The organism is Flavobacterium reichenbachii (assembly GCF_002217435.1).
GTDB lineage: Bacteria > Bacteroidota > Bacteroidia > Flavobacteriales > Flavobacteriaceae > Flavobacterium > Flavobacterium reichenbachii.
On sequence record NZ_MUHF01000019.1, the window covers coordinates 243,229 to 268,640 of the forward strand.

The 25,412-nt window shown below is 33.5% G+C and carries 17 protein-coding genes; 10 read left to right on the top strand and 7 right to left on the bottom strand.

Going from position 1 to position 25,412, the window contains the following annotated elements:
* Positions 1-39: 39 nt before the first annotated feature.
* Positions 40-1,014, bottom strand: coding sequence for a polyprenyl synthetase family protein (locus B0A68_RS16180; protein ID WP_035686622.1), 975 nt, complete (start codon positions 1,012-1,014; stop codon positions 40-42).
* Between the two features lie 258 nt (positions 1,015-1,272).
* Between B0A68_RS16180 and B0A68_RS16185 the strand changes: the two genes are divergently transcribed.
* From B0A68_RS16185 to B0A68_RS16210, 6 genes are all read left to right on the top strand, one after another.
* Positions 1,273-1,794 carry a YceI family protein gene (locus B0A68_RS16185; RefSeq protein WP_035686621.1) on the top strand — a complete coding sequence of 174 codons (522 nt, stop codon included), beginning with the start codon at positions 1,273-1,275 and terminating at the stop codon, positions 1,792-1,794.
* Between the two features lie 107 nt (positions 1,795-1,901).
* Positions 1,902-2,501 carry a TetR/AcrR family transcriptional regulator gene (locus tag B0A68_RS16190; RefSeq protein WP_035686620.1) on the top strand — a complete coding sequence of 200 codons (600 nt, stop codon included), beginning with the start codon at positions 1,902-1,904 and terminating at the stop codon, positions 2,499-2,501.
* A 70-nt stretch (positions 2,502-2,571) separates the two neighbouring features.
* A complete protein-coding gene (locus B0A68_RS16195; protein WP_035686618.1) occupies positions 2,572-3,906 on the top strand; it encodes a TolC family protein in 1,335 nt (444 codons plus the stop codon).
* 9 nt (positions 3,907-3,915) lie between these two features.
* Positions 3,916-4,983 (top strand): efflux RND transporter periplasmic adaptor subunit, encoded by a 1,068-nt coding sequence (locus B0A68_RS16200; protein WP_035686616.1) that lies wholly within the window; start codon positions 3,916-3,918, stop codon positions 4,981-4,983.
* Positions 4,984-5,073: 90 nt separating this feature from the next.
* Positions 5,074-8,250 carry an efflux RND transporter permease subunit gene (locus B0A68_RS16205; protein ID WP_035686615.1) on the top strand — a complete coding sequence of 1,059 codons (3,177 nt, stop codon included), beginning with the start codon at positions 5,074-5,076 and terminating at the stop codon, positions 8,248-8,250.
* 153 nt (positions 8,251-8,403) lie between these two features.
* Entirely contained in the window at positions 8,404-9,648 is a 1,245-nt protein-coding gene (locus B0A68_RS16210; RefSeq protein WP_035686614.1) for a TCR/Tet family MFS transporter, read from the top strand.
* A 66-nt stretch (positions 9,649-9,714) separates the two neighbouring features.
* On the opposite strand, the gene B0A68_RS16215 is transcribed toward B0A68_RS16210, so the two are convergent.
* The 6 genes from B0A68_RS16215 to B0A68_RS16240 all read right to left on the bottom strand — a co-directional run bounded on the left by B0A68_RS16215 (position 9,715) and on the right by B0A68_RS16240 (position 20,473).
* Complete coding sequence (locus B0A68_RS16215; RefSeq protein WP_035686613.1) at positions 9,715-13,563, bottom strand: T9SS type A sorting domain-containing protein; 3,849 nt, start codon at positions 13,561-13,563, stop codon at positions 9,715-9,717.
* A gap of 153 nt (positions 13,564-13,716) precedes the next feature.
* The gene (locus B0A68_RS16220) at positions 13,717-14,154 is read right to left on the bottom strand and encodes a retropepsin-like aspartic protease (protein ID WP_035686612.1); all 438 of its coding nucleotides are present in this window, start codon (positions 14,152-14,154) and stop codon (positions 13,717-13,719) included.
* On the bottom strand, positions 14,106-16,790 hold the full coding sequence (locus B0A68_RS16225; RefSeq protein ID WP_240475264.1) for a CHAT domain-containing protein: 2,685 nt from the start codon (positions 16,788-16,790) through the stop codon (positions 14,106-14,108). The genes B0A68_RS16220 and B0A68_RS16225 overlap by 49 nt, the downstream gene beginning before the upstream one ends.
* 129 nt (positions 16,791-16,919) lie before the next feature.
* A complete protein-coding gene (locus B0A68_RS16230) occupies positions 16,920-18,872 on the bottom strand; it encodes a PKD domain-containing protein (protein ID WP_035686611.1) in 1,953 nt (650 codons plus the stop codon).
* Positions 18,873-19,056: 184 nt separating this feature from the next.
* Positions 19,057-20,031 carry a hypothetical protein gene (locus tag B0A68_RS16235; protein ID WP_035686608.1) on the bottom strand — a complete coding sequence of 325 codons (975 nt, stop codon included), beginning with the start codon at positions 20,029-20,031 and terminating at the stop codon, positions 19,057-19,059.
* Positions 20,032-20,173: 142 nt separating this feature from the next.
* Positions 20,174-20,473: a hypothetical protein gene (locus B0A68_RS16240; RefSeq protein WP_035686605.1), complete on the bottom strand. Its 300-nt coding sequence runs from the start codon at positions 20,471-20,473 to the stop codon at positions 20,174-20,176.
* 125 nt (positions 20,474-20,598) lie between these two features.
* Between B0A68_RS16240 and B0A68_RS16245 the strand changes: the two genes are divergently transcribed.
* From B0A68_RS16245 to B0A68_RS16260, 4 genes are all read left to right on the top strand, one after another.
* Positions 20,599-21,183 carry an RNA polymerase sigma factor gene (locus B0A68_RS16245; protein WP_035686602.1) on the top strand — a complete coding sequence of 195 codons (585 nt, stop codon included), beginning with the start codon at positions 20,599-20,601 and terminating at the stop codon, positions 21,181-21,183.
* Between the two features lie 2 nt (positions 21,184-21,185).
* Positions 21,186-21,911 carry a tetratricopeptide repeat protein gene (locus tag B0A68_RS16250; protein WP_035686599.1) on the top strand — a complete coding sequence of 242 codons (726 nt, stop codon included), beginning with the start codon at positions 21,186-21,188 and terminating at the stop codon, positions 21,909-21,911.
* A gap of 118 nt (positions 21,912-22,029) precedes the next feature.
* Entirely contained in the window at positions 22,030-23,691 is a 1,662-nt protein-coding gene (locus B0A68_RS16255; protein WP_035686597.1) for a S41 family peptidase, read from the top strand.
* Positions 23,692-23,723: 32 nt separating this feature from the next.
* Positions 23,724-25,385: a S41 family peptidase gene (locus B0A68_RS16260; protein WP_035686594.1), complete on the top strand. Its 1,662-nt coding sequence runs from the start codon at positions 23,724-23,726 to the stop codon at positions 25,383-25,385.
* The last annotated feature ends 27 nt before the right edge of the window (positions 25,386-25,412 follow it).

Genomic DNA, 25,412 nt, shown 5'->3' on the forward strand with positions numbered 1-25,412 from the left:
TTTAGATTGCTGATTTATGATTGTAGATTTTATTGAAAGCTAAACTCTTCTTCCCATTAAATTTTCACCAAAAGTTCTAAGGGTAGTTTTCTTTTCGGCGTCGAGATTCATTTTTTCTAAAGTTTCAAAAGCTCTAAAAGTGTACATTTCTATAGCTTCCTGAGTTGCTTTTGATGCGCCTGATTCATTAAAAATGGCTTTTGCCGTTTCTATTTTAGCGGTATTATCTTCTAATTTTAAATTGAATAAATTCTGTAATTGAACCGATTTGTCCGAATTAGAAAATTCTAAAGCTTTAAGGTATAAAAATGTTTTTTTATTCTCAATAATGTCGCCTCCAACTTGTTTTCCAAAGGTTTCAGGATCTCCAAAAGCATCTAAATAATCATCCTGAAGCTGAAATGCCAAACCTAAATTAAGTCCGAAATCATAAATTAAATCGCTTTCTTCTTTAGAGGTCTTAGCTACAATTGCGCCCATTTTCATTGCAGCGGCAACTAAAACAGCTGTTTTGTATTCGATCATTTTTAGATAATCCGGAATAGTGACATCATTTCTTTTTTCAAAATCAACATCCCATTGCTGGCCTTCGCAAACTTCAAGAGCAGTTTTGCTGAAAAGTTTAGCCAGATCTCTAAAAACTTCAGATTCGTATTGTTCAAAATATTGATACGCCAAAATCAGCATAGCATCACCAGAAAGTATTCCGGTATTTAGATCCCATTTTTCATGTACGGTTTCTTTTCCTCTTCTTAAAGGAGCGTCATCCATAATGTCATCATGAACTAAAGAGAAATTATGAAAAACTTCAACTGCCATAGCGGCCGGAAGAGCTGTTTCGTAACTCGTATTAAAAATTTCTGCAGCCATTAATGTTAGTACAGGACGCATACGTTTACCACCAAGACCTAAAATATATTCTATAGGCTCATAAAGATTTTTAGGTTCTTTCTGTATGTTTTGGTTTTTTAAATAAGTAATAAAAAAATCTTGGTACTGACTAATATTGTGCATAAAAATGAAAATCTGATTTACGAGGTTCAAATATACAATTCATATGTGAATTATCGCTTTTTAAAGACTAAATGGTTACCAAGATTTAAAGTTGGCTGAATCGGCTTATTTTAATGTGTTAAAATAATTTAAAAAAAACTTGGAAACTTTTTTGGTGTTTACAGTTTCCTGTTTATATTTGCATCGGAAACTCCGAACACTAAAAAAGTTTCCGCGAGAAGTTTAGATCATTTATAAACTAAACAAAACCAAATATTTATGAGAACAACATGGACCTTAGATTCTAGCCAATCAGATGTTTTAATTAAAATGAGACATTCAATAATTGCCTATTTAGGAGGAACTACAAATAAATTTGACGGCTACGTAAATATTGAAGACAATGAGATTGAAGATGCATCAGTTGAGTTTTCTTTAGATATTAACAATAAAATTGACAGTTTTCAGCAAGTAGATACTTATTTGCAGCTTCAGGATTTTTTTGATGTGAATGAACATCCTATTATAACTTTCAAATCGACCTCATTTCAGAAAGTAAACAATAATATCAATTTCTTTAAAGGTGATTTAACTATTAAAGACGTAACCAAAGTTGTAGAGCTTGATGCTGAGTTTATTGGAGTAAACACTTATAATGGGGAGCAAAAAGTTGCTTTTGAAATAAAAGGAGACATCAAACGTCAGGATTTTGGATTAGACTATAATTCGTTTAATCATAATGGAGGTTTGGCTTTAGGAAAAGATATTAAACTCATTGCAAACCTGGAATTCTGCATATAAATCTTACGGGCTCAAAAAATTAATGTAAAAATAGTACAATTATAACGGAAACTGCTTTTAGAATTTAAGTTTCCATTCTATATTTGTAGTACAATTTGAAAATTAAAATGAAAGAGAAAATCATATCAAAAGCAAGCGAGTTGTTTTTAAAGCTTGGTTTTAAGAGTGTTACAATGGATGATATTGCAGGGGAAATGTGTATTTCAAAAAAAACGATCTACAAATATTTCTGTAATAAAGAGGTTTTAATAGAAGAAAGCACAACGTTAGTTCATAGACAAGTACATGAAATTATAGATACGATAGTCGCTAAAAATCATAACGCGATTCATGAGAATTTTGAGATTCGTGAAATGTTTTGCGAGATGTTTAAAAACAATATCGATTCGTCTCCTATCTATCAGTTAAAAAAGCATTACCCTGAAATCTATCATAAAGTTATGACGCATGAAATAGAGCAATGCAGTCAGTGGTTTAGAGAAAATATCGAAAAAGGTATACGAGAAAATTTATACAGAACAGATTTGAATATTGATGTTTATGTAAAATTTTATTACACTTTAATTTTTCATATAAACGAAACCACAATTTCAGACAAAGAATCGCAGCAATTGGAATTGGAAGCTTTAGAATATCATACAAGAGCGATGTCAACTCCGTTAGGAATAATAGAATTGGAAAAACAGCTTAAAAAAATTATTAATTAATCATCAATCAAAATATCATCATACTGTTTAAATAAGATGATGAGATTCAACTTTAAAAATAAATTGTAATATGAAAAGAATCCTTCTTATATTTTTGTGTTCCATTGGCATATCGGCCAACGCACAAGTAACCACTTTAACCTTAAAGGACGCGGTAAACTACGCGCTTCAGAATAAGGCTGATGCTAAAAAATCAAAACTGCAGGTTGAAAACAGCGAATATAAAATTCAGGAAGTGCGCTCTAGAGCATTACCTCAAATTTCTGCAAACGGAAATTTAACTTATAATCCAGTTATTCAGACAACGGTTATTGATGGAGCAGGATTTAACGCGCCAGGAACTACAATTCAGGCAGCATTTGGTCAAAAATGGACATCAACTGCTGGGCTTTCCTTAACTCAGACAATATTTGACCAATCTGTTTTTACAGGATTAAAAGCAGCAAGATCTACTCGTGAGTTTTACCAGATCAACGATCAATTAACAGAAGAACAAGTTATTGAAAGAGTTGCAAACAACTACTATTCTGTTTATGTACAACAAGAAAGATTGGTTTTGCTGGACAGTAATTTGGTTAACACTACAAAAGTTCGTGATATTGTAAAAGGACAATTTGACAACGGTTTGGCTAAAAAAATTGATTTAGACCGTATCATCGTAAAAATGTCAAACATTGACACAGAGCGTCAGCAGATTAAAAACCAAATTGCTTTGCAGGAAAATGCATTGAAGTTTTATATGGGAATGCCGATTGAAACTCAAATAGTATTGCCAAAAGAAGAATTTGAAGTTGGGCCGGCGGCACTAACAGAACAGCCAAATGTTGAAAACAGAACAGAATATCTGCTTTTGAAAAAACAAGAAGAGCTTTTAGTATATAACAAAAAAGCAGTTGAAGCAGCATATTATCCAACACTTTCATTATCTGCAGGATACAATTATATTGGTCAGGGTCCAGAATTTCCTTGGTTTGCAAAACCTGAAAAAGGAGTTTATTGGTCAGATTTCTCTGCAATTGGATTAAACTTACACGTACCAATTTTTACAGGTTTTGGAACTCGTGCCAAGGTAAGACAAGCAGATGTAGAAATCAGATCGCTTCAGGAAGATATTAAAGACACAAAACTTTCTCTTGATTTAGATTACAGAAATGCTATAACACAGATCGAAAATAATCTTGTTACGATCGAGAATCAAAAAGAAAATATGCGTCTGGCAACAGAAATTCTAAGCAATACAAAAAACAATTACCTTCAGGGATTAGCATCTTTAACCGATTTACTGGATGCAGAAAATGCATCACTTGAAGCTCAAAATAATTATACAAGAGCAGTTTTAAATTATAAAATTGCCGAAATATCTCTAATCAAATCAAAAGGCGAACTTAAATCTCTTATTAAATAACTAATTACAATGAAGAAAACTATTATAACAATCGTAATCATAATCGCAGCTTTGGGTGTGATTGGATATGTCTTAAATAATAATAAGAAAGAAAATAAAGCAAAAACAGATATCGTTGCAGAAAAAAATGCTGCAGTTTCAGTAAAAGTATCTGATGTAAAAACAGAAGAAATTTCATTGGATTTTGTTGCAAACGGAAACTTTCAGCCGATCCAAGAATTGACTTTTTCTGCTGAAAAATCTGGAAAAGTAATCAGCGTTTTAGCTAAAGAAGGGGACTATGTAAGAGTAGGACAAACGTTATTAACCGTAAGAGGTGATGTAATTAATGTGAGCGCACAACAAGCACAGGCAACTTTTCAAAATGCAAAATCTGATTACAGCAGATACGAAAATGCTTTTAAAACTGGTGGTGTAACTAAACAACAATTAGATCAGGCAAAATTGGCTTTGACAAATGCTGAGTCTAATTTGAAACAAGCTAATATTAATGTTGGAGATACAAGAGTTAAAGCTCCAATAAGCGGATTTATCAACAAAAAACATATTGAGCCAGGATCTATTTTAACTGGAATGCCGGCAACTGCATTGTTTGATATTGTAAACGTTTCTAAATTAAAATTAGTAGTTACAGTAAACGAAAATCAAGTTGCAAGCTTAAAAGTTGGAAACCAAATTAATGTAACGGCTAGTGTTTATCCTGATAAAAACTTCTCTGGAAAAATTACTTTTATTGCTTCAAAAGCAGATGAGTCTTTAAATTTTCCAGTTGAAATTGAAATCACAAATAACTCAAACAACGATCTAAAAGCAGGGATGTACGGAACAGCAAATTTTGCTTCAAACCAACAAAAACAACATCTTATGGTTGTACCTAGAAATGCTTTCGTAGGAAGTGTGAGCAGTAACGAAATATTTGTTGCAGAAAACGGTGTTGCAAAATTAAGAAAAGTAACTGCTGGTAGAATTTTGGGTGATAAAGTAGAAATTATCAACGGATTATCTGATGGAGAAAAAGTAATTACTACAGGTCAGATTAACTTACAAGACGGTAATACAGTAGAAATTATTAAATAATTATTGGCTTTAAGCCTTAAGCAATAAGCTTTACGCCTTTTAAAAAGCATAAAGCCTATAGCTTACAGCCTATAGCATAAAGCAACAAATATGAAATTAGCCGAAATATCCATAAAACGTCCGTCGTTAGTAATTGTATTGTTTACAATTCTAACACTTGGTGGATTGTTCAGTTACAGCCAATTAGGCTATGAGCTGATCCCAAAATTTGAACAAAACGTTATTACAATTTCTACTATCTATCCTGGAGCATCTCCGAGTGAGGTTGAAAATACTGTAACTAAAAAAATTGAAGATGCGATTGCGTCTCTGGAGAATGTCAAGAAAATTGACTCAAAATCGTACGAAAGTTTGTCTATTGTTTCGATTACATTGACCTCAAACGCAAAAGTCGATTTCTCTCTAAATGATGCACAGCGAAAAATTAATGCCATTATTAGTGATTTGCCAGATGATGTTAAGACTCCGGCACTGACCAAATTCTCGCTGAGTGATTTACCAATCATGACGCTTGGTGCCAATGGTAAAATGGACGAAGCTGAATTTTATGACTTAATTGACAAAAAAATTGCGCCTATTTTATCTCGTGTACAAGGTGTGGCGCAGGTAAATATTATTGGTGGTTCTGAGCGTGAAATTCAGGTAAATCTTGACGCTGTAAAAATGCAGGGTTATAATTTGTCTGTTCCTCAGGTACAGCAAAATATTTTGACTTCGAACTTGGATTTCCCAACAGGAAACATTCAGACTCGTAATCAAAAAATATTAATTCGTTTAGCAGGTAAATATAAAAATGTTGAAGAATTAAGAAACTTAGTAGTTTCTTCTCAAAACGGAATTCAGGTTCGTTTAAGTGATATTGCCGATGTTCAGGATACGCAGAAAATTGCAGAGAAAATATCGCGTGTAGATCAAAAAAGCGCTATTGTATTACAAATCGTAAAACAATCTGATGCCAATGCGGTTGCAGTAAGTGAGCAGTTATTGAAAACAATTGCGATTCTTGAAAAAGATTATAAAGTAAACAGCTTAAAACTAGAAGTTGCAAAAGACAGTACAATTTTTACTCTTGAAGCAGCAGATTCTGTTGTACACGATTTATTAATTGCGGTAGTTCTGGTAGCTTTTGTAATGTTGTTCTTCCTGCACAGTATTAGAAACTCGCTAATCGTAATGGTTTCGATTCCGGCATCTTTGATTGCTACATTTATCGGAATTTATTTAATGGGATACACTCTGAACTTAATGAGTTTATTAGGATTATCTCTTGTTGTAGGTATTCTGGTCGATGATGCGATTGTGGTCCTCGAAAATATTTACCGACATATGGAAATGGGTAAAAGCCGTATTCGTGCGTCTTATGACGGAACAGCCGAAATTGGCGGTACAGTAACTTCGATCACATTAGTAATTGTGGTAGTGTTCTTGCCTATCGCGATGAGTTCTGGATTGGTTTCTAATATTATTACACAATTTTGTGTTACGGTAATTATATCAACTTTGCTATCACTTTTAGCTTCGTTTACTATCATTCCTTGGTTATCCTCTCGTTTTGGAAAATTAGAGCATATTGAAGGGAAAAATTTCTTCGGAAGAGTAATTCTTGGTTTCGAAAGTTATTTAACTCGTTTCACGAACTGGGTTTCTGAATTATTGACTTGGTGTTTAGATCATTATATTAAAACGATCTTAGTTGTATTGGTATTGTTCTTCGGATCGACAATCGGATTAATGGGAGGTGGATTTATTGGTGGAGAATTCTTTGCATCATCTGATAGTGGAGAGTTTTTAGTTCAAATTGAAATGCCGAAAGACGCTTCATTAGAACAAACCAACTTCATGACTCAAAAAGCCGAAGCTTACTTAAAATCTCAAGAATACGTTCACAGCCAGATTACTACTGTAGGACAAACCAGTGAAGGTTTTGGAGCATCGCAGGCAACGGCTTACAAAGCTGAGATTGACGTAAAAATGATCGAACAAAAAGACCGTACGGATGATGCGAATGTTTACGCAGCAAAAATCAAACGTAAGTTAGAAAAAGTTCTAGTTGGTGCAAAAGTAAAAACGGTTCCTGTAGGTATCTTAGGTACTGCCGAAGATGCAACTTTAGGATTAATCGTAACAGGTCCATCTACAGAAAGTGCTATGGCATTTGCTAAATTGGCTGAAGCCGAATTAAGAACGATTCCTGGAACAACAGAGATTAAATTAACGGTTGAAGACGGAAACCCTGAGGTTAACGTAAAAGTAGACCGTGATAAAATGGCTGCTTTAGGATTAACACTTCAAACAGTAGGTTTAACTATGCAGACTGCTTTTAGCGGTAACACAGATGGTAAATACAGAGCCGGTGAATACGAATACGACATCAACATTAGATATAATGCATTCGACAGAAAAAGTATTACTGACGTAAGTAACTTGATTTTTGTAAATGCTGCAGGACAACAAATTAAATTGTCTCAGTTTGCAGATATTACAGAAGGTTCTGGACCTAGCCAGTTAGAGCGAAGAGACAAATCGGCTTCGGTAACGGTAAAAGGACAAAACGTTGGGGTTCCATCAGGAACAATTGTTGGAATCTGGCAGGAAAAGCTGGATAAACTGAAAAAACCAGCCGGAGTAAATTATATCTGGGGTGGAGATCAAGAGAACCAATCTGAAGGATTTGGTACTTTAGGAATCGCTTTATTAGCAGCTATTATTTTGGTTTACCTTGTAATGGTGAGTTTGTATGACAGTTTCGTGCATCCATTTGTAGTATTATTTGCGATCCCGCTTTCGTTTATCGGGGCGATGTTAGCACTGGCTTTAACAAACAACTCATTAAATATCTTTACGATCTTAGGTATTATCATGTTGATTGGTCTGGTGTGTAAGAATGCGATCATGCTTGTCGATTATACAAATCAAAGAAGAGCTGCAGGAGAATCAATCAGAACGGCATTAATTCAGGCGAATCACGCTCGTTTACGTCCGATCTTGATGACTACAATTGCGATGGTATTTGGTATGTTTCCAATTGCATTAGCATCTGGAGCTGGAGCTGAATGGAAAAACGGATTGGCTTGGGTAATTATCGGAGGATTAATTTCTTCTTTATTCCTGACCTTAATCGTAGTTCCGGTTATTTATAACATCATGGAGAAAATCATTGCTAGAGTAAGCAAAGGAGAAAAAGTCGATTACGAAGCTGAAATGGTTGCTGATTATGAGCATACTGAATTAAGCGAAGACGGTTTTAATCCGAAACATACTCATTAATTTTGATTTAATTTTCAATAGTGAAATTCTAAGTTAGGATTTCAAAATTTAAAAAATCCCAAATTCCTCCCGACCTTTCGGGATTAGGAATTTGGGATTTTTTTATTGTTAATTTAAAAATATGTTTATTTGTATAATCTTACTAAAATTATTATGCTACAAAAAAATAAATCTGCGGCGATTGGTTTTATTTTCATAACCATGTTAATTGACATTACAGGATGGGGAATTATTATTCCGGTGATTCCAAAATTAATTGAAGAATTGATACATGGCGATATCAGCGAAGCGGCAAAAATTGGAGGCTGGCTGACTTTCGCGTATGCGATAACCCAATTTGTTTTTGCACCCGTAATTGGTAATTTGAGTGATAAATTTGGCAGAAGACCAATTATCTTAATATCTCTTTTTGGTTTTTCATTAGATTATCTGCTGCTGGCTTTTTCGCCTACAATAATTTGGTTATTTATTGGCCGAATAATTGCAGGAATTACCGGAGCAAGTATTACCACTGCATCAGCTTATATTGCAGATGTGAGTACACCAGAAAACAGGGCAAAAAATTTCGGATTAATAGGCGCCGCTTTTGGACTAGGTTTTATTATCGGGCCGGTGATCGGCGGATTATTAGGACAATATGGTTCTCGAGTTCCATTTTATGCGGCAGCAGTTTTATGTATGGTTAACTTTTTATACGGATTTTTTATTTTGCCTGAATCCTTAAAAAAAGAAAACCGAAGAGAATTTGAATGGAAACGCGCCAACCCAATTGGAGCCATTCTTGGTCTAAAAAAACATCCAACTTTAATAGGTCTAATTGCAGCTATATTTTTTTTATACGTTGGATCTCATGCCGTACAAAGCAATTGGAGTTTCTATACCATTTACCAATTTAACTGGGATGAAAAAATGATCGGAATATCATTAGGAATAATCGGATTGTTAATTGGACTTGTACAAGGAGTATTAATTCGCTGGACCAATCCAAAATTAGGAAACGAAAAAAGTATTTATCTGGGGTTGGCATTTTATACTATCGGAATGGTACTGTTTGCTTTTGCTACAGAAAGCTGGATGGCATTTGTAATTTTAATTCCGTACTGTCTGGGCGGTATCACCGGACCAGCTTTGCAATCTGTTGTTGCCAGTAAAGTAGCGCCAAGCGAACAAGGAGAAATCCAAGGAACTTTGACAAGTTTAATGAGTGCTTCTGCAATTATAGGGCCGCCAATGATGGCAAACACTTTCTACTTTTTTACTCATAATGACGCACCATTTAAATTTGCGGGAGCTCCTTTTATTTTAGGTGGATTATTAATGCTGTTGAGTACTGTTTTGGCTTATTTATCATTAAAAAAGCATCACGCTCCGAAAATAGAAACAAGAGAAACTACATAAAAATTACAATAAAAAAAAGCCTTCATTATTTACAATGAAGGCTTTTTACTATTGATTTTGAAGTCTTTATTTCTTTATAATTTTAGTTGTTTTCTCTTTTCCTTGAGAAGTTACTTTTAAAATATAAATCCCGGTAGAAAGATTCGATAAATCGATTTCAGATTGGGTATTATTAATTTTCTTTATAAGAATTGAATTCCCTGAAACAGACAAAATCTGAACCTCATCAATTATAGAAGTATTGTTTACTGTTACTATATTTTCTACAGGATTCGGATAAAATCTAAAATCAGTAAAATCAGCAGCAGTTAAAACTGATTTAGCAGGTCCTTCTGTAATTTGTACAGCAGAAGACGTTTTACCAGTTGTACTTGGCGCTGCAGTTTCAGAAATACTAATACCATTGTATACTGATGTACAATTTCTGGCATCTTTAACTTTTACCAGGTAAGTTCCGGCAGGCACATCATTAAAAATATTTGATGTTTGAACAGCTGTTACACTTCCAGTCTCATTTACAAGTTCATAAGTATATGGAGCAGTTCCTCCCGTTGTATTAACAGTGATTTTGTTATCTGTAATTTCAACATTTGAGGCCAATACAGCAGGTTCTGTTATTGTAATAACTTTGATATAAGTACACTGATTGCTGTCTTTTACTCCTATTTGGTAAGTGCCTGGAGATAGATTTGAAAAAGTATCACTGCCCTGATAAGAACCATTATTTAGTTTATAGGTATAAGGTGCTTTTCCTCCAGAAGCAGGTGCTTTTATAACTGCATTATTACTTCCGTTACAATCTATTTCAGAGATAACTGCTGTTGGAATTATTACCCTGTTTAAAGCAGGAATTGTGGCATAAATTGTTGTAATATTATTTTGAACATCTTTAATTTTAATATTGTAAGTTCCTGAAGGTAAGTGTGCTACATTCGAAGGAGTGTAATTATTACCATTAAAGGAGTATGCAGCAGGTATTTTGCCCACTGTATTTATCGTAATTGTACCTGGTGAAGTGCAGGTAACAGGTGTAACGACAGCCGTAGCAGTAAGAATTGTAGAAGCAAGATTTACTCGGGTTACAGTTCTTAAACATCCTTTGGAGTCTTTAATTAATACATTGTAAGTTCCTATTAATAAATTTGCAAGATTACTAGAAGGTTGAAAAGGTATTAAAGTTACGCCATTTTCTGATTGTAGTGAATAGAGGTATGGGGCAGTTCCTCCATAAGGGACAATTACAATTCTTGCGTCTCTGCTGTTAACAGTAGTACTGTTTGTAATAGAAATTTGGTATGATATAAAGTCCGGTTGTCCTATTTTAACATTAGCTGTTGTAATACATCCGGCAGCATCTCTAACATTTAAAATATAGTCACCAGCAGCTAAATTATTAAAAACTTTAGAGGTACTGTATTCATTTCCTATCGAATAAGTATAAGGTGCTACCCCTCCAGCTGCATTTACAATTAGAGTTCCGTCATTAGATCCGTAACAATTTGTATTTGTAGTTGTTGTGACAATTGCAACAGGTTCATAAGGTTTAACAGAAATATTAGCGTACGCCCGACTGCCCGCTGCATCTTTTACATAAATAGTATAAAAACCTGTACTCAAATTGCTTAATCCTGTATTGGAGGTTGTATAAGTTGCACCCTTGTCATAAGAGTAAAGATAAGGAGCAACACCTCCAGATGGATTTATACTTAAGGAAGCAAAATTATTTGTACAAGTAGTAGGAGTTCTAACTGCATTTAATATAATAGGAGATTGAATAACGATATTAACATTATTATTTTCGAAAGTACATCCGTTTGAATCTATAACTGTAAAAGTATATGAACCTGGTTTAAAACCACTCCACGCTATAATTTTTTCGTTCTGAGCAACAATTTCGCCAGTAACATTATTTTTTATATTATAGGTATAGGGAGCGGTTCCTCCCGTTGATACGGGTGTTATTCTTGCACCAACATACTCATCTTGAGTTTCGGTAATTACATCAATATTCATTGCAAGACTGTTTGGCTCAGCAATATTTAAGTAATGAGATCTGTTGCATCCTTTGGCATCCTTAACCGTAACAGTATATGATCCTGCAGTTAAATTATTAAAAACATTAGTGCTTACAAAAGCAGCACCATTCAAAGAATAAGTATAAGGAGAAAAACCTCCCGAAGCCATTACAGTAACTTCCCCAGTCGCAGAACCATTGCATATGGCATTTTTTATAGAAATTGTACTTTTTAAAACATTCGGCGGTGTAACGCTCAAAGACATATTTTTTATGCATCCTTTTGAATCTTGTACCGATACGGTATAATTTCCAGCCAATACATTATAAAAAGTATTGCCTGCCTGATACCCATTACCTATAGAATATACGTAAGGAGCAGTTCCTCCAATCGTAGTGACAGTAAGTGTTCTGTTTCCATCGCAATCTTCGTTATCAGTCAAAGACGAAGTAATTGTTAAAGGAAAAGGAGATTCAGAAACAAATTGTGTGTTAAATTGACAGCCATTAGCATCTCTCACGATCACACTATACAGTCCGGGAAATGCAGAATAACTATTTGAAGGTCGATAAGTAGCCCCGCCATCAAACGAATAGAGGTATGGAGACTGACCTCCAGAAGCAGTTACAACTATAGAAGAGGAAGAACAATAATCTGCTGTTTGATTTATAACTGCAGACAACGGAATAATTGGATCAATTACAATTTCATTTGTTATAGAAGTACAATTCTGAGCATCTTTTACAGTAATATGATAAACTCCTGATGCTAAATTTGGAAAAGCATTAGAAGATTGAAACGGACTGCCATTTATCGAATATACGTAAGGCGCCGTACCTCCCGCAGCACTTGCATTTATTGAAGCAAGACTGACACAATCAATATTTTTTGTCACACTGGCCGCTACTGTTAAGACAGGAGCCGGATTTATGTTAATCCCTACAGTAGTTTCATAGTTCTGAGTATCCTTAACTTTTATATAATAAAGACCAGGAAATACATTTGAGAATATATTCGAAACGTTGTAAGTAAGTCCGTTATCAATTGAGTATGCGTATGGAGGCTGGCCGCCGCTTGCCGTAATCGTTACAACAGCCGCAGGATTATTGCAATTTATAGGAGTTGCCGTAACCGCTGCTACAACCGTAGAGACTGCAGAAACAGTTACAGTTTTTTGTGTAACACATCCATTTGCATCTCTAGTCCACAATAAATGATTTCCCGGCGCTACATTATCAAAAATATTATTTGGCTGATAGACAGATCCATCCAGAGAATATTGATACGGTAAAGTTCCTCCGCTGGTGAAAGCCGTTATTTTCTGATTTTGTATTAATGGATATATTGTAAGCATCACAGGTTCGGTAACATAGGTCTCTACAGTTGTCTCACATCCCAATGCATCCGTAACAATAATACTGTAATAGCCTCCAGATAGATTATTAAAAACATTCGTATTTTGAACAGTCTGCCAATTTAATTTATAAGTAAAAGGAGCTTTTCCGCCAGAAGTATTTACAACTACAGAACCATTCTTTTCTCCTGCACAAGTAACCATGTTTGTTTGGAGCGATGCAGTTAACGGATCGGCTACGATCAAATTAAAATAATTGGTTGTAACTGCGCCATTATATTCTATTCTGGCATAAATAGTTTTAGAAGGAGCAGTGCTTACATATTGACTGGGTGTTTGAATTGCATTTACATTATTACTAGCATTTTCAAGACTTTCATAATAACGGATATCAGCTGGCACCTGATTTATGGTACCAAGTAATAAAGATCTGCTGTTAAGTAAATTAAAAGTAGTTACTCCCGCACAATTCACGAGATCACCTGCCTGAGAATAAAATAAATTGGAAAATAGTAGAAAAATAAAACAAAGTAGAGTTTTTTTCATAGTAAAAAATTTGTTAAAATTGGTCTAACAAATGTAAATAAAAAACCCAATCGTCAAAGAATTATAAAGTAAATATTGTTAAAAAAATGTAAAATTCTTTTTCAGTTTCATTAAATAATTTCCCTTAATTTAACCTGGAACCAATTTTATTCTTTATTTCAAATACAAATAATGATTATAATAATCTATAATCGCCTTTCCTTCCAGCAGAACATCGGCACCAATAATACCGTGAACAGGTTTTGCTTTATAAGATTCTAAAGCTTCATTTACATGCGAAAGATCAAAAATAACAATACTGAAATCTTTGTTTTTCCAACTTCCCAATTGCAGTTTATTTTGAGCAGAAATCTGCGTTTTCATCCCAGTGCCGCCAGCTCCGGATGCTTTGGTTTTAGATTTTTTTGCGTCCAGTTCAAAACGTTCAATACATTCAAATCCAACACAGGAATTAGAAGCGCCGGTATCTAAAATGAAATTTCCCGAAATGCCGTTTATTTTGGCTTTGATCTGTAAGTGCTGTGTTTTGGTGACTTTAAACTTTATTTTTTTGTATTTCTCTTTTTTGAGAACTTCGTGAAGATTTTCCATTTTCGATAAGGATTGAAACCCAAAAATAAGCCAATTAGAATCAAAAAGCTAATCGCATAATAGATATAATTTCCTGATTTTTCTTCTGACGATATTGATCCATAATACACAAACGAACTCCAATAATACGGTGATTTCTTGACATTCGAAATCGCTTTGTCGTTTAGATAATCCAATTTAGCCTTCGTATTGGCTTCAAAAAAGGAACCATTATTTTTAATGTTTTTATAGAAATCGGTCATAAAAACCGATGTTGTATAATCATTTACTTTCCACAGAGAAAATAACAAATTCTGTGCACCTGCAAACTGAAAACCTCTCGCTACACTCATTGCGCCTTCAGCTTTATACAATTTTCCGATTCCGGTCTCACACGCACTTAAAACCACTAAATCCGGATTGATATGCAGATTATACAATTCTGAATATAAGATTTCCTGATCATAAAATTTAATGCTCGCCGGAGTTTCAATATCGCCCGAAGAAGCGTGTGTGCTTAAATGCAAAATAGAATAAGCAGCAGCATTATTTTTGAAATTCTGATAAGAAGCATCAGAATTTTCTAAATATTTGCCGTTAAAATTACTTCTAATAGCTTCTAATTCTTTTTTAGAATAACTCAGTTCAAAAGGAGTGCCTTCGAAAACCGGAAAAACGCCCAAAACCGTTTTTTCTAATCTAGAAACGGGTTTAGAACTCAGATAAATATTTGCCGAGAGATTATAAGCAATCTTAAAATCATTCAGTAAATAATGCATTTTAGCAAAATTTGTTGTCTTAGATTCCTGCGTAATCAAAGCTTCAAAAGGAAGAAAATTCAAAATTCCGTCGGGAACAATGATGAGGTTTTGGTAAACAGAATTATTGGGGAGTTTTAAAATATTAAAAACATCTTTTCCGCATTTTTGATAACCTGCAATATCATTTGTAATAGCATCAGGAGAATTGAAATAATCTACAAATTGCACAATTTTAGGTATTGAGACGTGTGTAGTATTTAAGAGATTTAATTGAATTGTATTATTTTGTAAAGTGAAATAATATTGATTGTCAAAACCCATAAAATAATAAACCATCATGGCTTTATCATCTTCCAATTTTGAAAATAAAGCTTTTAAATCAGATTTTTCAGGAAGATAATCCAGATTTTTTAATTGGATTTTTTTAAGCGAAATCATCAATTCATTTTCCTTTTTTATGAATTGATTTATTTTTGAAATATCAGCTGAATCTCCCTTTTGCTGTTCTTTTAAAATAGCATTATTTAAATTTTGAAGTTCGTGCAACAGCTGTTTTTCTTCTGCAGAAGCACTTTTAATATTAGAGCGATAACGTTGCAAAATTCCCGATTTTGTTCGTTCAGCCAATTCAAAAGCTTCTTCCAGATAGTGAGTTTTGCCTTCTTTTTTGAATAATTCATTATAAATCAAAATGCATTTCTCCGTACGATTTCGGGATCTCAATTGCATAAGGATTTTAGAGTTTTCATATATCAGACTGTTCATCAGTAAATCTTCAATATAAAAAGAAAGATCAAAGGCTTTCAATGCTTTTTTGGGCTGCTTTATCTTTAAAATTTCTGCCTGTAAATCGAGCGCATCTACTAAAACTGTTTCTGTGTACAACTGACTTTGCTCCGGAAGAATATTTTTTGAATTATAATTTGGAAGTAGAATTTTAAAAACAACCGAAATCTGTTTCGAACTTTCATCAAATTTTCTTTCATCAAAAAGCAATAACGCTTTTTCATAATACAGCTTAGCTAATTTTCTCGGCTGTTGGGTTTTTGTTTTAAGAAGAAGTTCTTCGGACTTTTTTAAATAAGAATTCGCAGTTTCAAAATTTTCCCTTTGGCGATTAAGCACTGCCAGATTTTGATAAGAATTGGATACAGTTTCCGTTTGATTTTTCTCGTCCTTGAGATATTTTACAGCCAGTTCAAAAGCTTTTGTTGCATTTTGATGAATTTCGGGCCGTATCAGATTTCCTGTTGAACTCAGTAAATAATTATTCCCTAAATTATTTAATAAAATCCCTTTCTGAGAATTGGATAATTGCTCTGTTTTTAAAGTGTTTTCTAAAAGTTCAATTGCCAGAGAAATTTTGCCAGAACCCTGATATACATTCGATAAATTCAAAATCGCAGCAAACTTTTGCTTTTGTCCTTCAGGATAATTTTTAGCAGTATTGACAATAAAAAAATATTGTTTTATAGTGTTTTCGGCACTGTCATAATCGCCCAGAACAGTGTATAAATTGCCCAAAGGTTTGAGGCAGAATTCAATTATGTCGTAATTAGAAAGTTTGTGTTTTTGATAAATCTGCCAAGCCTTTTCGTAACTTGAAATTGCATTTTCAGTCTGCCCAAACTGGTTTTCATAATAGGCTTTATTGCAATTTAAAACTACAATTGCCAACAATTCATCTTTAGTTTTTGGTTTCGGATTTTTCCAAAAATCAGCTTCAGTATTTTTTAAATTTTGTAACGCTTTCGCGGAAGGATGAGCAGCAAAAACATCAACAGCATTATATATTTTATCTTCTTGAGAAATAGAATTTTGCCCAAAAACATTCAAATTTATAAAAAAGAAAATTAAACCATATAAGTGATATAAGTTCATATTATTTCTTTGCATATAATTTGAGTTAATCATCAAGGTTATATCAATTTTTAATGCCTTTATTTTTCACCGATATAAATATAAGTCAAAAAATAAAAAACCTGTTTTTAATATGAACTTATATCACTTATATGGTGAAATAAATTAAAACTTCCATATTCCATAAACCTGAAAATAATTAAAATGCTGCTCAAAATTTATCACATAACGTGCGCCCAAACTCGGACCAATTCTGGCAAAACCCGCAGTTAAATCAAATAAAAGACCAGTTTTAATATCTGTAAAAGAGTTTTTAGCAGTATTGGAAGTTGTGTTGGAGCTAATTAGAAAATTCTCTTTATCACCTTCAAAAATGTCTCTTTTCATGTTTTGATTCTGCTCAGAAGAAACATTTACATTGGCTTGAATTCCAGCTCCGATTCCGATATAATTATTAATGTTGTACCGAATCAAAACAGGAATTTCCCAATTGATGTTTTTATTTTCGGTTGTAGTAGTGGTTCGTATTAATTGTCGGGTTCCGTTTGCATTTGTGTTTATTTCGTTTGAAACAGAAACTGCACTATTGTATTGGTTTAAAGCATTTACCCATTCTGCCTGCCAGTAAAAGCGATACGATTTAAAAGGCGAAATCGTCGCACCAACAAAATAACTGGTCGATTTTTCTAAATCAGGATAAAAATTATAACCTGCTTTTGCACCAATCGAAATTCCGGGCATAAATCGTGTAGTGGCATAATTGGTAATTATAGGTTCGTTTTTATCAAAAATAATAGAAGTTCTGCTTTTGGTTTTTACTTTATGAAAGTCTTCACCAAACTTCATAGAATATTTTACAAAGCCCTTTGTACTGTCTTTTTCCTGTACATTTTTCTGCTCCGTTCCAGGCAGGTAAATATTTTTAAAAGTAAAAATGATTTGTTTTTGTTTAATAATAGTATCCAGACAGCTTACGGTTGGTTCTTCGCCTTTGGGACAAATCGGACATTCTGGATACATGCTTTCGATCTGAAAAGTTTTCTTGTCGAACATGTCCGGAATATCTGTTTCTAAACGGATTTTTCGTGCCGGACCTTCGCCATTATTTTGAAAACGTGTTTTAAAATTTACTCGTTTAAAACGAACCAGCCTATAATTCATAAACCGTCCGTTTGATCCCATTTTGTTAGGATCGTGAGACGTTACAATTTCCATTTCGAGGTTTTTAATCTTGTGGTTTTTATAACTTCTATTCGGTACAAAAATTCCGCGCATTGTAACTGTTGCACTGGTATCTTTGATCATTTCTGGAGTGGTTTTAAACGTATAAAAAACATTACGTGTTTCTCCCGGATTAGCATCATAAAATTCTAAAACCGAAACATTATTATAGGTTTTATCAGCGTCTAAAAGTGAAGCGTCAAGATCTTCTTCGGTTGTTGTATTTCGGTATTTTTTAGGTTTGAAATTCCCTTCGGCGGAAGCCATAAAAGTATTCGAATCGTTAAGATCATTTACAGAAGCGACTAAGTTTTCTTTTACTTCACGTTCGCCCGCATACGTTCTAAAGTCACTCAATTCGAAGTTATTGTGTTTGAATTGCTTTTCATTATAAAAGAGATATAATTTTCCGCTCGAAACATAATTCTCAAGATTTTGATAACTCACTACGACTACCATTTCCTGCTCCGGAATGGGATCGCAGTTTTTAATAAGTGCAAAACCATTCTGATCTGCAATTGAAGCAATGTCTTTATAATTAGGATCTGTAACGTCATTTACAGCCACTTTTTTCGGTCGCGTTGCAGGAGGTTTTCCGTTGTCGTAATTGTTTGTTACGGCCAGTCGTGTGGTGTAAACTCCCTTCTTTTTATACACATGTTTTGGTGCTGCTTCCTTGCTGTAATGCCCGTCGCCCAATTCCCACAAATACGAATAACTTGGCTTTGGAGCCCCCGCAATCGGAATCAGAGGCGGCGTTTCTGGTTTATAGGAAACGGCATTTCCGTTTTGGATAAAACCAATAGCAGCTCTTCGGGTTATGGTGTCTTTTACTTTCGTTTGTGAGAAAGAAAATACAGAAAACAGAAGAAAGAGAATAGATGATAGTAGTTTCATAACCAGATCTTTTTAGCCCTGATAGTAGTGGAAATCTTTTTTCTGGCTTTTTTAGCCGGGAAAAGATTGAAACGAATAGCAGGATTAGCTTCTGAAAATCATCAGAATTAATTTTAAAACGGGATTAAATGTAAAAAAAAGCGGTGAGCAAATCACCACTTTTTCTCAAAAAGTATTTAGTAAGTTACTGAATAGCATTGATTGCGGCTATCAGCTGGGCTTCTGTACCGACTGTTGTTTCGGCTAGAGTAAAAGTATAAACATCTCCTGCCGCAACCGTAACAGCTTTGATTGCATAACGCCATTGACCGTTGTCTTCTGTTGCAAAAATCACATGGCATTTTAATCCAACCGGAATTTGTCCGTAATGTTCACTAAAGAATCCTGCTGTTGTATAAGTATCCAGTTTAGCAAGTGCATTGTTTCCTTCGCCATCATAAGACAAATAAACAGCACTATTCGTATTGTCATAGCCATCTGGAGCATCTACAAGAAGTGTTGTTTTTGGTCTTGGATCACTGTAAAAACGATCAACATTTGTCCATCCAAAGTTTCCAAAAGTTACATAATAGTTGTTTCCTTCACCTTGTACACCGCCTTTTCCGTCTGCGCCTCTTGCATCTTTCCAGGCCAATTCTCCTTTTTCATCAATTACTCCGGTCCATAAAGTCATTAAATTATCAAAACCATCCGTTAAACTTGTTGGAACAATCATATTCAAAGTGCAGGAAGTCTGAAGTTCTACACCGCCCTGAGTGGCTTTAATGAAGAATTCTCCACCAGAAATCAAAAGGTTTTTCTTTCCGTCTGCGGTAATTCCCATTGTTGGCTTGTTGGTTACCAGCATATTTCCTTTATCAAAAAGCTCGATATATTCAATGTTTACCTGTCCCGTAACAGCAGTTCCGTTTTTAGTCAAACAATCACCATTAATATTCACTTTAACACCTTTTGCAGAAGTAAATGTAACCACACCAGTTCCGGCAGTTATGGTAAAGTTTTGTGTATTTCTTTTAATTCCTTTTTCAGTAATTCCTTTAAAAGCCGCTGTAGTTGGAGGAAGAATTAGATTATCGCCGTTGTTGTCGCTGTTGTCGCAGCTTACTAAAGTAGTTATAGCAAATAATAATAGTCCGATTGATTTAAAATTTGTTTTCATAATATTCAGTTTAAATAGTTAATTTTTAATAGATGTTTATTGCGGGAAAATTGTTACCCCTGTTTCTAATTATTTTTTGTTTTATATAGATAGATCAACAGCCGTTTAAATTTGTTACCCCTGTTTTTTATTATTTTTTAAATTATTTTGAAAGGCATTTATCTTCAAACAGATTTCCGTCTTCGTCTACCGCAACCAAAATGTTTTTTTTCTGTGAATATGTAACAGTAAAATAAATCCAGACAAACGCCCAGAGTCCAAGTGTCATAAAAGTGATTAAGAAATGAAAAGGATGATTAATTGCTTTTTTTTCTTTGGATAAAACTACATAAGGTAATTTTTCGTCGTGCTCTACAATCACAAAACCATTTCTGATTCTGGTCGAAAGCATTTTCTCAAACTGATGAATATTTTTGTCATTTATAAATTGATAACTTTCCATTTCTCTTAATTTTTTATTGTTTTTAAAAGATTTTATTACTTATATCAATTTAATTCTGCAATTGTTACCCTTTTATTTGAGATTTATTTAATATTCTTTTCTAAATTAGCTGTAAAAAGTTTTTTATGGGTAAAAGTAAAATTCATCCTGATCAGATTTATATTGAAGGACTTGCTGCAAATGATTCGGCAGTCATTCAGTCTATCTATAAAAAGTATGTTCCAAAGGTCGTTTTGTTTATTATGAACAATTCTGGAGACAAGGATCAGGCGCAGGATGTGGTGCAGGAAATCATGATTTTGCTTTTTAATCAGGCCAAAGCCAAATCCCTTCAATTGACTTGTCCTTTTGATGCCTATTTTTTTCTATTGTGTAAAAGGAAATGGCTTAACGAATTGAAAAAAACTGCTAATCAGGGGGTAACAATTCAGGAAGACATTGTATCTATGAATGAATCTGCACTTGAGTTGATTGCGCACACAGAAGAATTTGACCAAAAACAAGAACTTTTTGATACCATGTTTCAAAAATTGGGAGAAAAATGCCAGGAATTATTAAAGCTGAGTTTTTCTCTTCAATCAATGGAAGAAGTAGCCGAAAAATTGAATGTTACTTACGGTTATGTCCGCAAAAAGAAATCGCTTTGTATTGGCCAGTTGACACAATGGATTCAGGAAACTAAAAACTTTAAATCATTAAAAAATAATTAGTCATGAACGAAGAACGCTATATCTTATTTGACCAATATCTTCAAGGAGAAATGACTGCTGATGAAAAAACTGCTTTTGAAAAACAATTATCTGAAAATCTGGAATTGGCTGCAGAATTGGAGACTTTCAAAGAAATGCATCTGCAGTTAGAAAATAAGTTCCAGCATGAACAGGAAAGAGAAGCGTTTAGAGAAAATCTGACCAAAATATCAGACAAGCATTTTAATAAAACTAAACCCAAAGTGGTATTGCTTAAACCGTGGTATTATGTTGCAGCGGCATCTGCAGCGGTTTTATTCGGATTGTTCTTTTTTAATTACAACCAGAATCCTGTTTTTTCAGATTATAACAATCCGGAACATGCCGCTTTTACAGAACGATCAACCGCAGATGAAACTTTAAAAGAAGCCGAAATCTTTTACAATAAGAAAAAATACAACAAAGCAATTCCGTTTTTTGAAACAATTCTGCAAAAAAATAAAACACCAGAAATTCAGTTTTTTTACGGCGTTTCTCTTTTAGAAGAAAGCAATTTTGTAAAGGCAGAAGCTGTTTTTAACGAATTAAAATCAGGTAATTCTGTGTACAAAGAAAAAGCAGTTTGGTATTTAGCATTATCAAAACTAAAACAAAAAGATTATAAAGGCTGTAAAGAAATATTGCAGACCATCTCTCAGGATTACGAAGATTATGATGAAGTAGAGCTCCTTTTGGATCAGTTGGATTAAGTTTTATTGTACAATAAATAAGGAACAACAATCGGATTTAGAATTTTTTTTCTAAATTCGATTTTCTTTTTATAAGAATTTACCCAAAAACAATTTAAAACCTAACCAGATTCTGTGCATGAAAAAAATTACCCTGTTTTTTCTTATTGTATTTACTCAAAGCATTTTTTCCCATACCAAAATTACTGAAACCGAAAAACTTACTGCAACTTGTAAAGTATGGGGTTTCTTAAAATATTATCATCCAAAAGTAGCCGGCGGAGGAGTCGATTGGGATAAACAGCTTTTAGAAAAACTTCCTGAAATAGAAAAAATACAAACCCAAGAAGCGTTTTCATTGATTCTGGAAAACTGGATCGATGATCTTGGTCCGATTAAAGAAATTGCACCAATTGCCATACCAAAAGATGTGGACTATTTTGATAAAAACTTTGATTTATCTTGGATTAAAAGCAATAAATTATTCTCTAAAAAACTTTCGAATAAACTTAAATTTATAGAAAATAATAGATTCCTAGGCGAGCAATTTTATATTTTTGGATTAGAGCGTGTAGGAAACATTGGTTTGAAAAATGAAAGTAATGCGCATCCAGACTTTACAGATAAGAATTCAAAACTTAGAATGGTATTTATGTTCTGGAACGTCGCAGAATATTTTTTCCCTTATAAATACCAAATGGATCAGAATTGGGATACCACTTTAGAAAAAATAATACCTCTTGTTCTTCAGTCTGAGAATCAGGATGATTTTTATCTGGTAATGAAAAAATTAACTTCTAAGCTGGATGACAGTCATACAGACTTTTATTTGTATTCATCTTCAGAAAATGTTCCCAAACTAAAAACATATTTTCCTGCTGACGCAAAAATAATTGAGGAAAAACTCGTCGTTACAGAAATTTTTGCAGATAGTCTGGCTCAAGCAGAAGATATAAAAGTTGGAGATGTAATTACTAAAATAAACGATAAAACAATAAAAGAGTATATTTTGGAAAATAGAGATTTGATCTCTGCCTCTAATGAACCTAAATATTTAGATAAACTGGTTAAAAAACTTTTAATAAGCAATTCGGATATTGTGAAAGTAGAGTTTTTAAAAAATGGCCAATACAATACAAAAACAATGACTTGGTATGATTATCATGATTCACATAGAAATGAATTTAAAAAAGGAGCAAGAAAGAAGGAAAAATTTAAACTTTTAGATCATAATATTGGTTACGTAGATATGGGAATAATAACCGTCAAAAATCTTCCTGATATGATTGCAACGCTAAAAGATGCCAAAGCAATCATTTTTGATGTAAGAAGTTATCCGAAAGGGACTTACCTCGAAATTTCAAAATTTATAAGTTCTAAAGAAAAGAATTTTGTTGTTTGTATGGTTCCAGATTTAAATTATCCGGGAAGGTTTAAGTGGAACAGCCCGCGAAAAAGCGGTTTTGATAGCAAAGATAATTATAAAGGAAAAGTAATCGTTTTGGTTAACGAGAAAACCCACAGTAATGCAGAATGGACAGCGATGAGCTTTCAGGCTGCGGGCAATACCACTGTTATTGGAAGCCAGACTTCTGGAGCAGATGGAAATATCTCCGTGTTTAATTTTAAAGGATTTCGTACTTTATTCTCAGGAATTGGAGTGTTTTATCCAGATAAAAGAGAAACCCAAAGAATAGGAATCGTACCAGACATTGAAGTAAAACCAACCATAAAAGGAATTCAGGAAGGCAGAGATGAGGTTTTGGATAGAGCTTTATTGTTTATTGAAACTGCGAAATAATCCAAAACTATTGATATTAAACTTAAATTTTGATGAAAAAAATTACTTTAATTTCCCTCCTTGTATTTTGTCAAACTATTTTTAGTGCTTCTAAAATTACCGAAACGGAAAAACTTGCTGCAACCTGTAAAGTATGGGGTTTCTTAAAATATTATCATCCAAAAGTAGCCGGAGGAGGAGTCGATTGGGATAAACAGCTTTTAGAAAAACTTCCTGAAATAGAAAAAGCACAAACCCAAGAAGCGTTTTCATTGATTCTGGAAAACTGGATCGATGATCTTGGTCCGATTAAAGAAATTGCACCAATTGCCATACCAAAAGATGTGGAATATTTTGATAAAAACTTTGATTTATCATGGATTAAAAGCAATAAATTATTCTCTAAAAAGCTTTCGAATAAACTTAAATTTATAGAAAATAATAGATTCCTAGGCGAGCAATTTTATGTGGGCACAGCAGAAAATGCCGGGAATATTTCTCTGAAAAATGAAAGTTATAAACATCCAGATTTTACAAATAAAAATTCAAAACTTCGAATGATATTTATGTACTGGAATTTAATAGAATATTTTTTTCCGGACAAATACCTAATGGGGCAGAAATGGGATACAACTTTAGAGAAAGCAATCCCACTTGTAATTCAATCTGACAATCAAGATGATTTTTATCTCACTATGAAAAAATTAGTATCCAGAATAGATGACAGTCATACAGAGTTTTTTATATATTCTTCTTCGAAAACCTCAAAAATTAAGAGATATTTTCCTGCTCATGGAAAAATAATTGATGATAAACTGGTTGTTACAGAAATTTTGGGAGATAGTCTTGCACAAGCAGATGATATAAAAATTGGAGATATAGTTACTAAAATTAATGATAAAACTATAAAAGAAATTATCTTAGAAAATAGAGATTTGATTTGCGCTTCTAATGAACCTAAATATTTAGAGAAGCTGGTTAATACTATTTTATTGAGCAATTCAGATACTGTAAAAGTAGAATTTTTTAAAAATGGCAAGTACATTACAAAAGAAATGACGTGGTTTAATTATCATGATTCTCATAGAAATGAATTTAAAAAAGGAGCACAAAAAAAGCCGGAAAAATTTAAACTCTTAGATCATAATATTGGTTACGTAAATATGGGAGTTATAAAACCGAAACATATCCCGGACATGATAGCAGTCTTAAAATCTACGAAAGCAATCGTTTTTGATATGAGAAATTACCCGAATGGGACTTTTAAAGAAATTGCAGAATTTATAAACCCTCAGGAAAAGAAATTTGCCATTTATACACATCCGGATTTGAGTTATCCGGGAAAATTTAAATGGAGCAGCGGCACTACAATTGGTTTTGACAACAAAGATTATTACAAAGGCAAAGTTATTGTTTTACTAAACGAGAAATCTCAAAGTCAGGCAGAATGGACGGCAATGTGCTTTCAAACTTCAGGTCATACAACTATTATAGGAAGTCAAACCGCTGGTGCAGACGGGAATGTTTCTGAATTTGATTTTGAAGGATTTCATACCTTATTCTCAGGAATTGGAGTCTTTTATCCAGACAAAAGAGAAACACAAAGAATTGGTATCGTGCCAGATATCGAAGTGAAACCAACAATTCAGGGAATTCAGGAAGGAAAAGATGAGGTTTTAGACAGAGCTTTAACATTTATTGAAACAGGGAAGTAATTTTTTTGTCCTGTCATTCCTGAGAAA

Coding starts and splice junctions, on each gene's coding strand:
- B0A68_RS16205 (WP_035686615.1), top strand. CDS start 5,074: ATGAAATTAGCCGAAATATCCATAAAACGTCCGTCGTTAGTAATTGTA.
- B0A68_RS16190 (WP_035686620.1), top strand. CDS start 1,902: ATGAAAGAGAAAATCATATCAAAAGCAAGCGAGTTGTTTTTAAAGCTT.
- B0A68_RS16230 (WP_035686611.1), bottom strand. CDS start 18,872: ATGAAACTACTATCATCTATTCTCTTTCTTCTGTTTTCTGTATTTTCT.
- B0A68_RS16240 (WP_035686605.1), bottom strand. CDS start 20,473: ATGGAAAGTTATCAATTTATAAATGACAAAAATATTCATCAGTTTGAG.
- B0A68_RS16185 (WP_035686621.1), top strand. CDS start 1,273: ATGAGAACAACATGGACCTTAGATTCTAGCCAATCAGATGTTTTAATT.
- B0A68_RS16200 (WP_035686616.1), top strand. CDS start 3,916: ATGAAGAAAACTATTATAACAATCGTAATCATAATCGCAGCTTTGGGT.
- B0A68_RS16220 (WP_035686612.1), bottom strand. CDS start 14,154: ATGGAAAATCTTCACGAAGTTCTCAAAAAAGAGAAATACAAAAAAATA.
- B0A68_RS16180 (WP_035686622.1), bottom strand. CDS start 1,014: ATGCACAATATTAGTCAGTACCAAGATTTTTTTATTACTTATTTAAAA.
- B0A68_RS16215 (WP_035686613.1), bottom strand. CDS start 13,563: ATGAAAAAAACTCTACTTTGTTTTATTTTTCTACTATTTTCCAATTTA.
- B0A68_RS16250 (WP_035686599.1), top strand. CDS start 21,186: ATGAACGAAGAACGCTATATCTTATTTGACCAATATCTTCAAGGAGAA.
- B0A68_RS16260 (WP_035686594.1), top strand. CDS start 23,724: ATGAAAAAAATTACTTTAATTTCCCTCCTTGTATTTTGTCAAACTATT.
- B0A68_RS16195 (WP_035686618.1), top strand. CDS start 2,572: ATGAAAAGAATCCTTCTTATATTTTTGTGTTCCATTGGCATATCGGCC.
- B0A68_RS16245 (WP_035686602.1), top strand. CDS start 20,599: ATGGGTAAAAGTAAAATTCATCCTGATCAGATTTATATTGAAGGACTT.
- B0A68_RS16255 (WP_035686597.1), top strand. CDS start 22,030: ATGAAAAAAATTACCCTGTTTTTTCTTATTGTATTTACTCAAAGCATT.
- B0A68_RS16225 (WP_240475264.1), bottom strand. CDS start 16,790: ATGCAAAGAAATAATATGAACTTATATCACTTATATGGTTTAATTTTC.
- B0A68_RS16210 (WP_035686614.1), top strand. CDS start 8,404: ATGCTACAAAAAAATAAATCTGCGGCGATTGGTTTTATTTTCATAACC.
- B0A68_RS16235 (WP_035686608.1), bottom strand. CDS start 20,031: ATGAAAACAAATTTTAAATCAATCGGACTATTATTATTTGCTATAACT.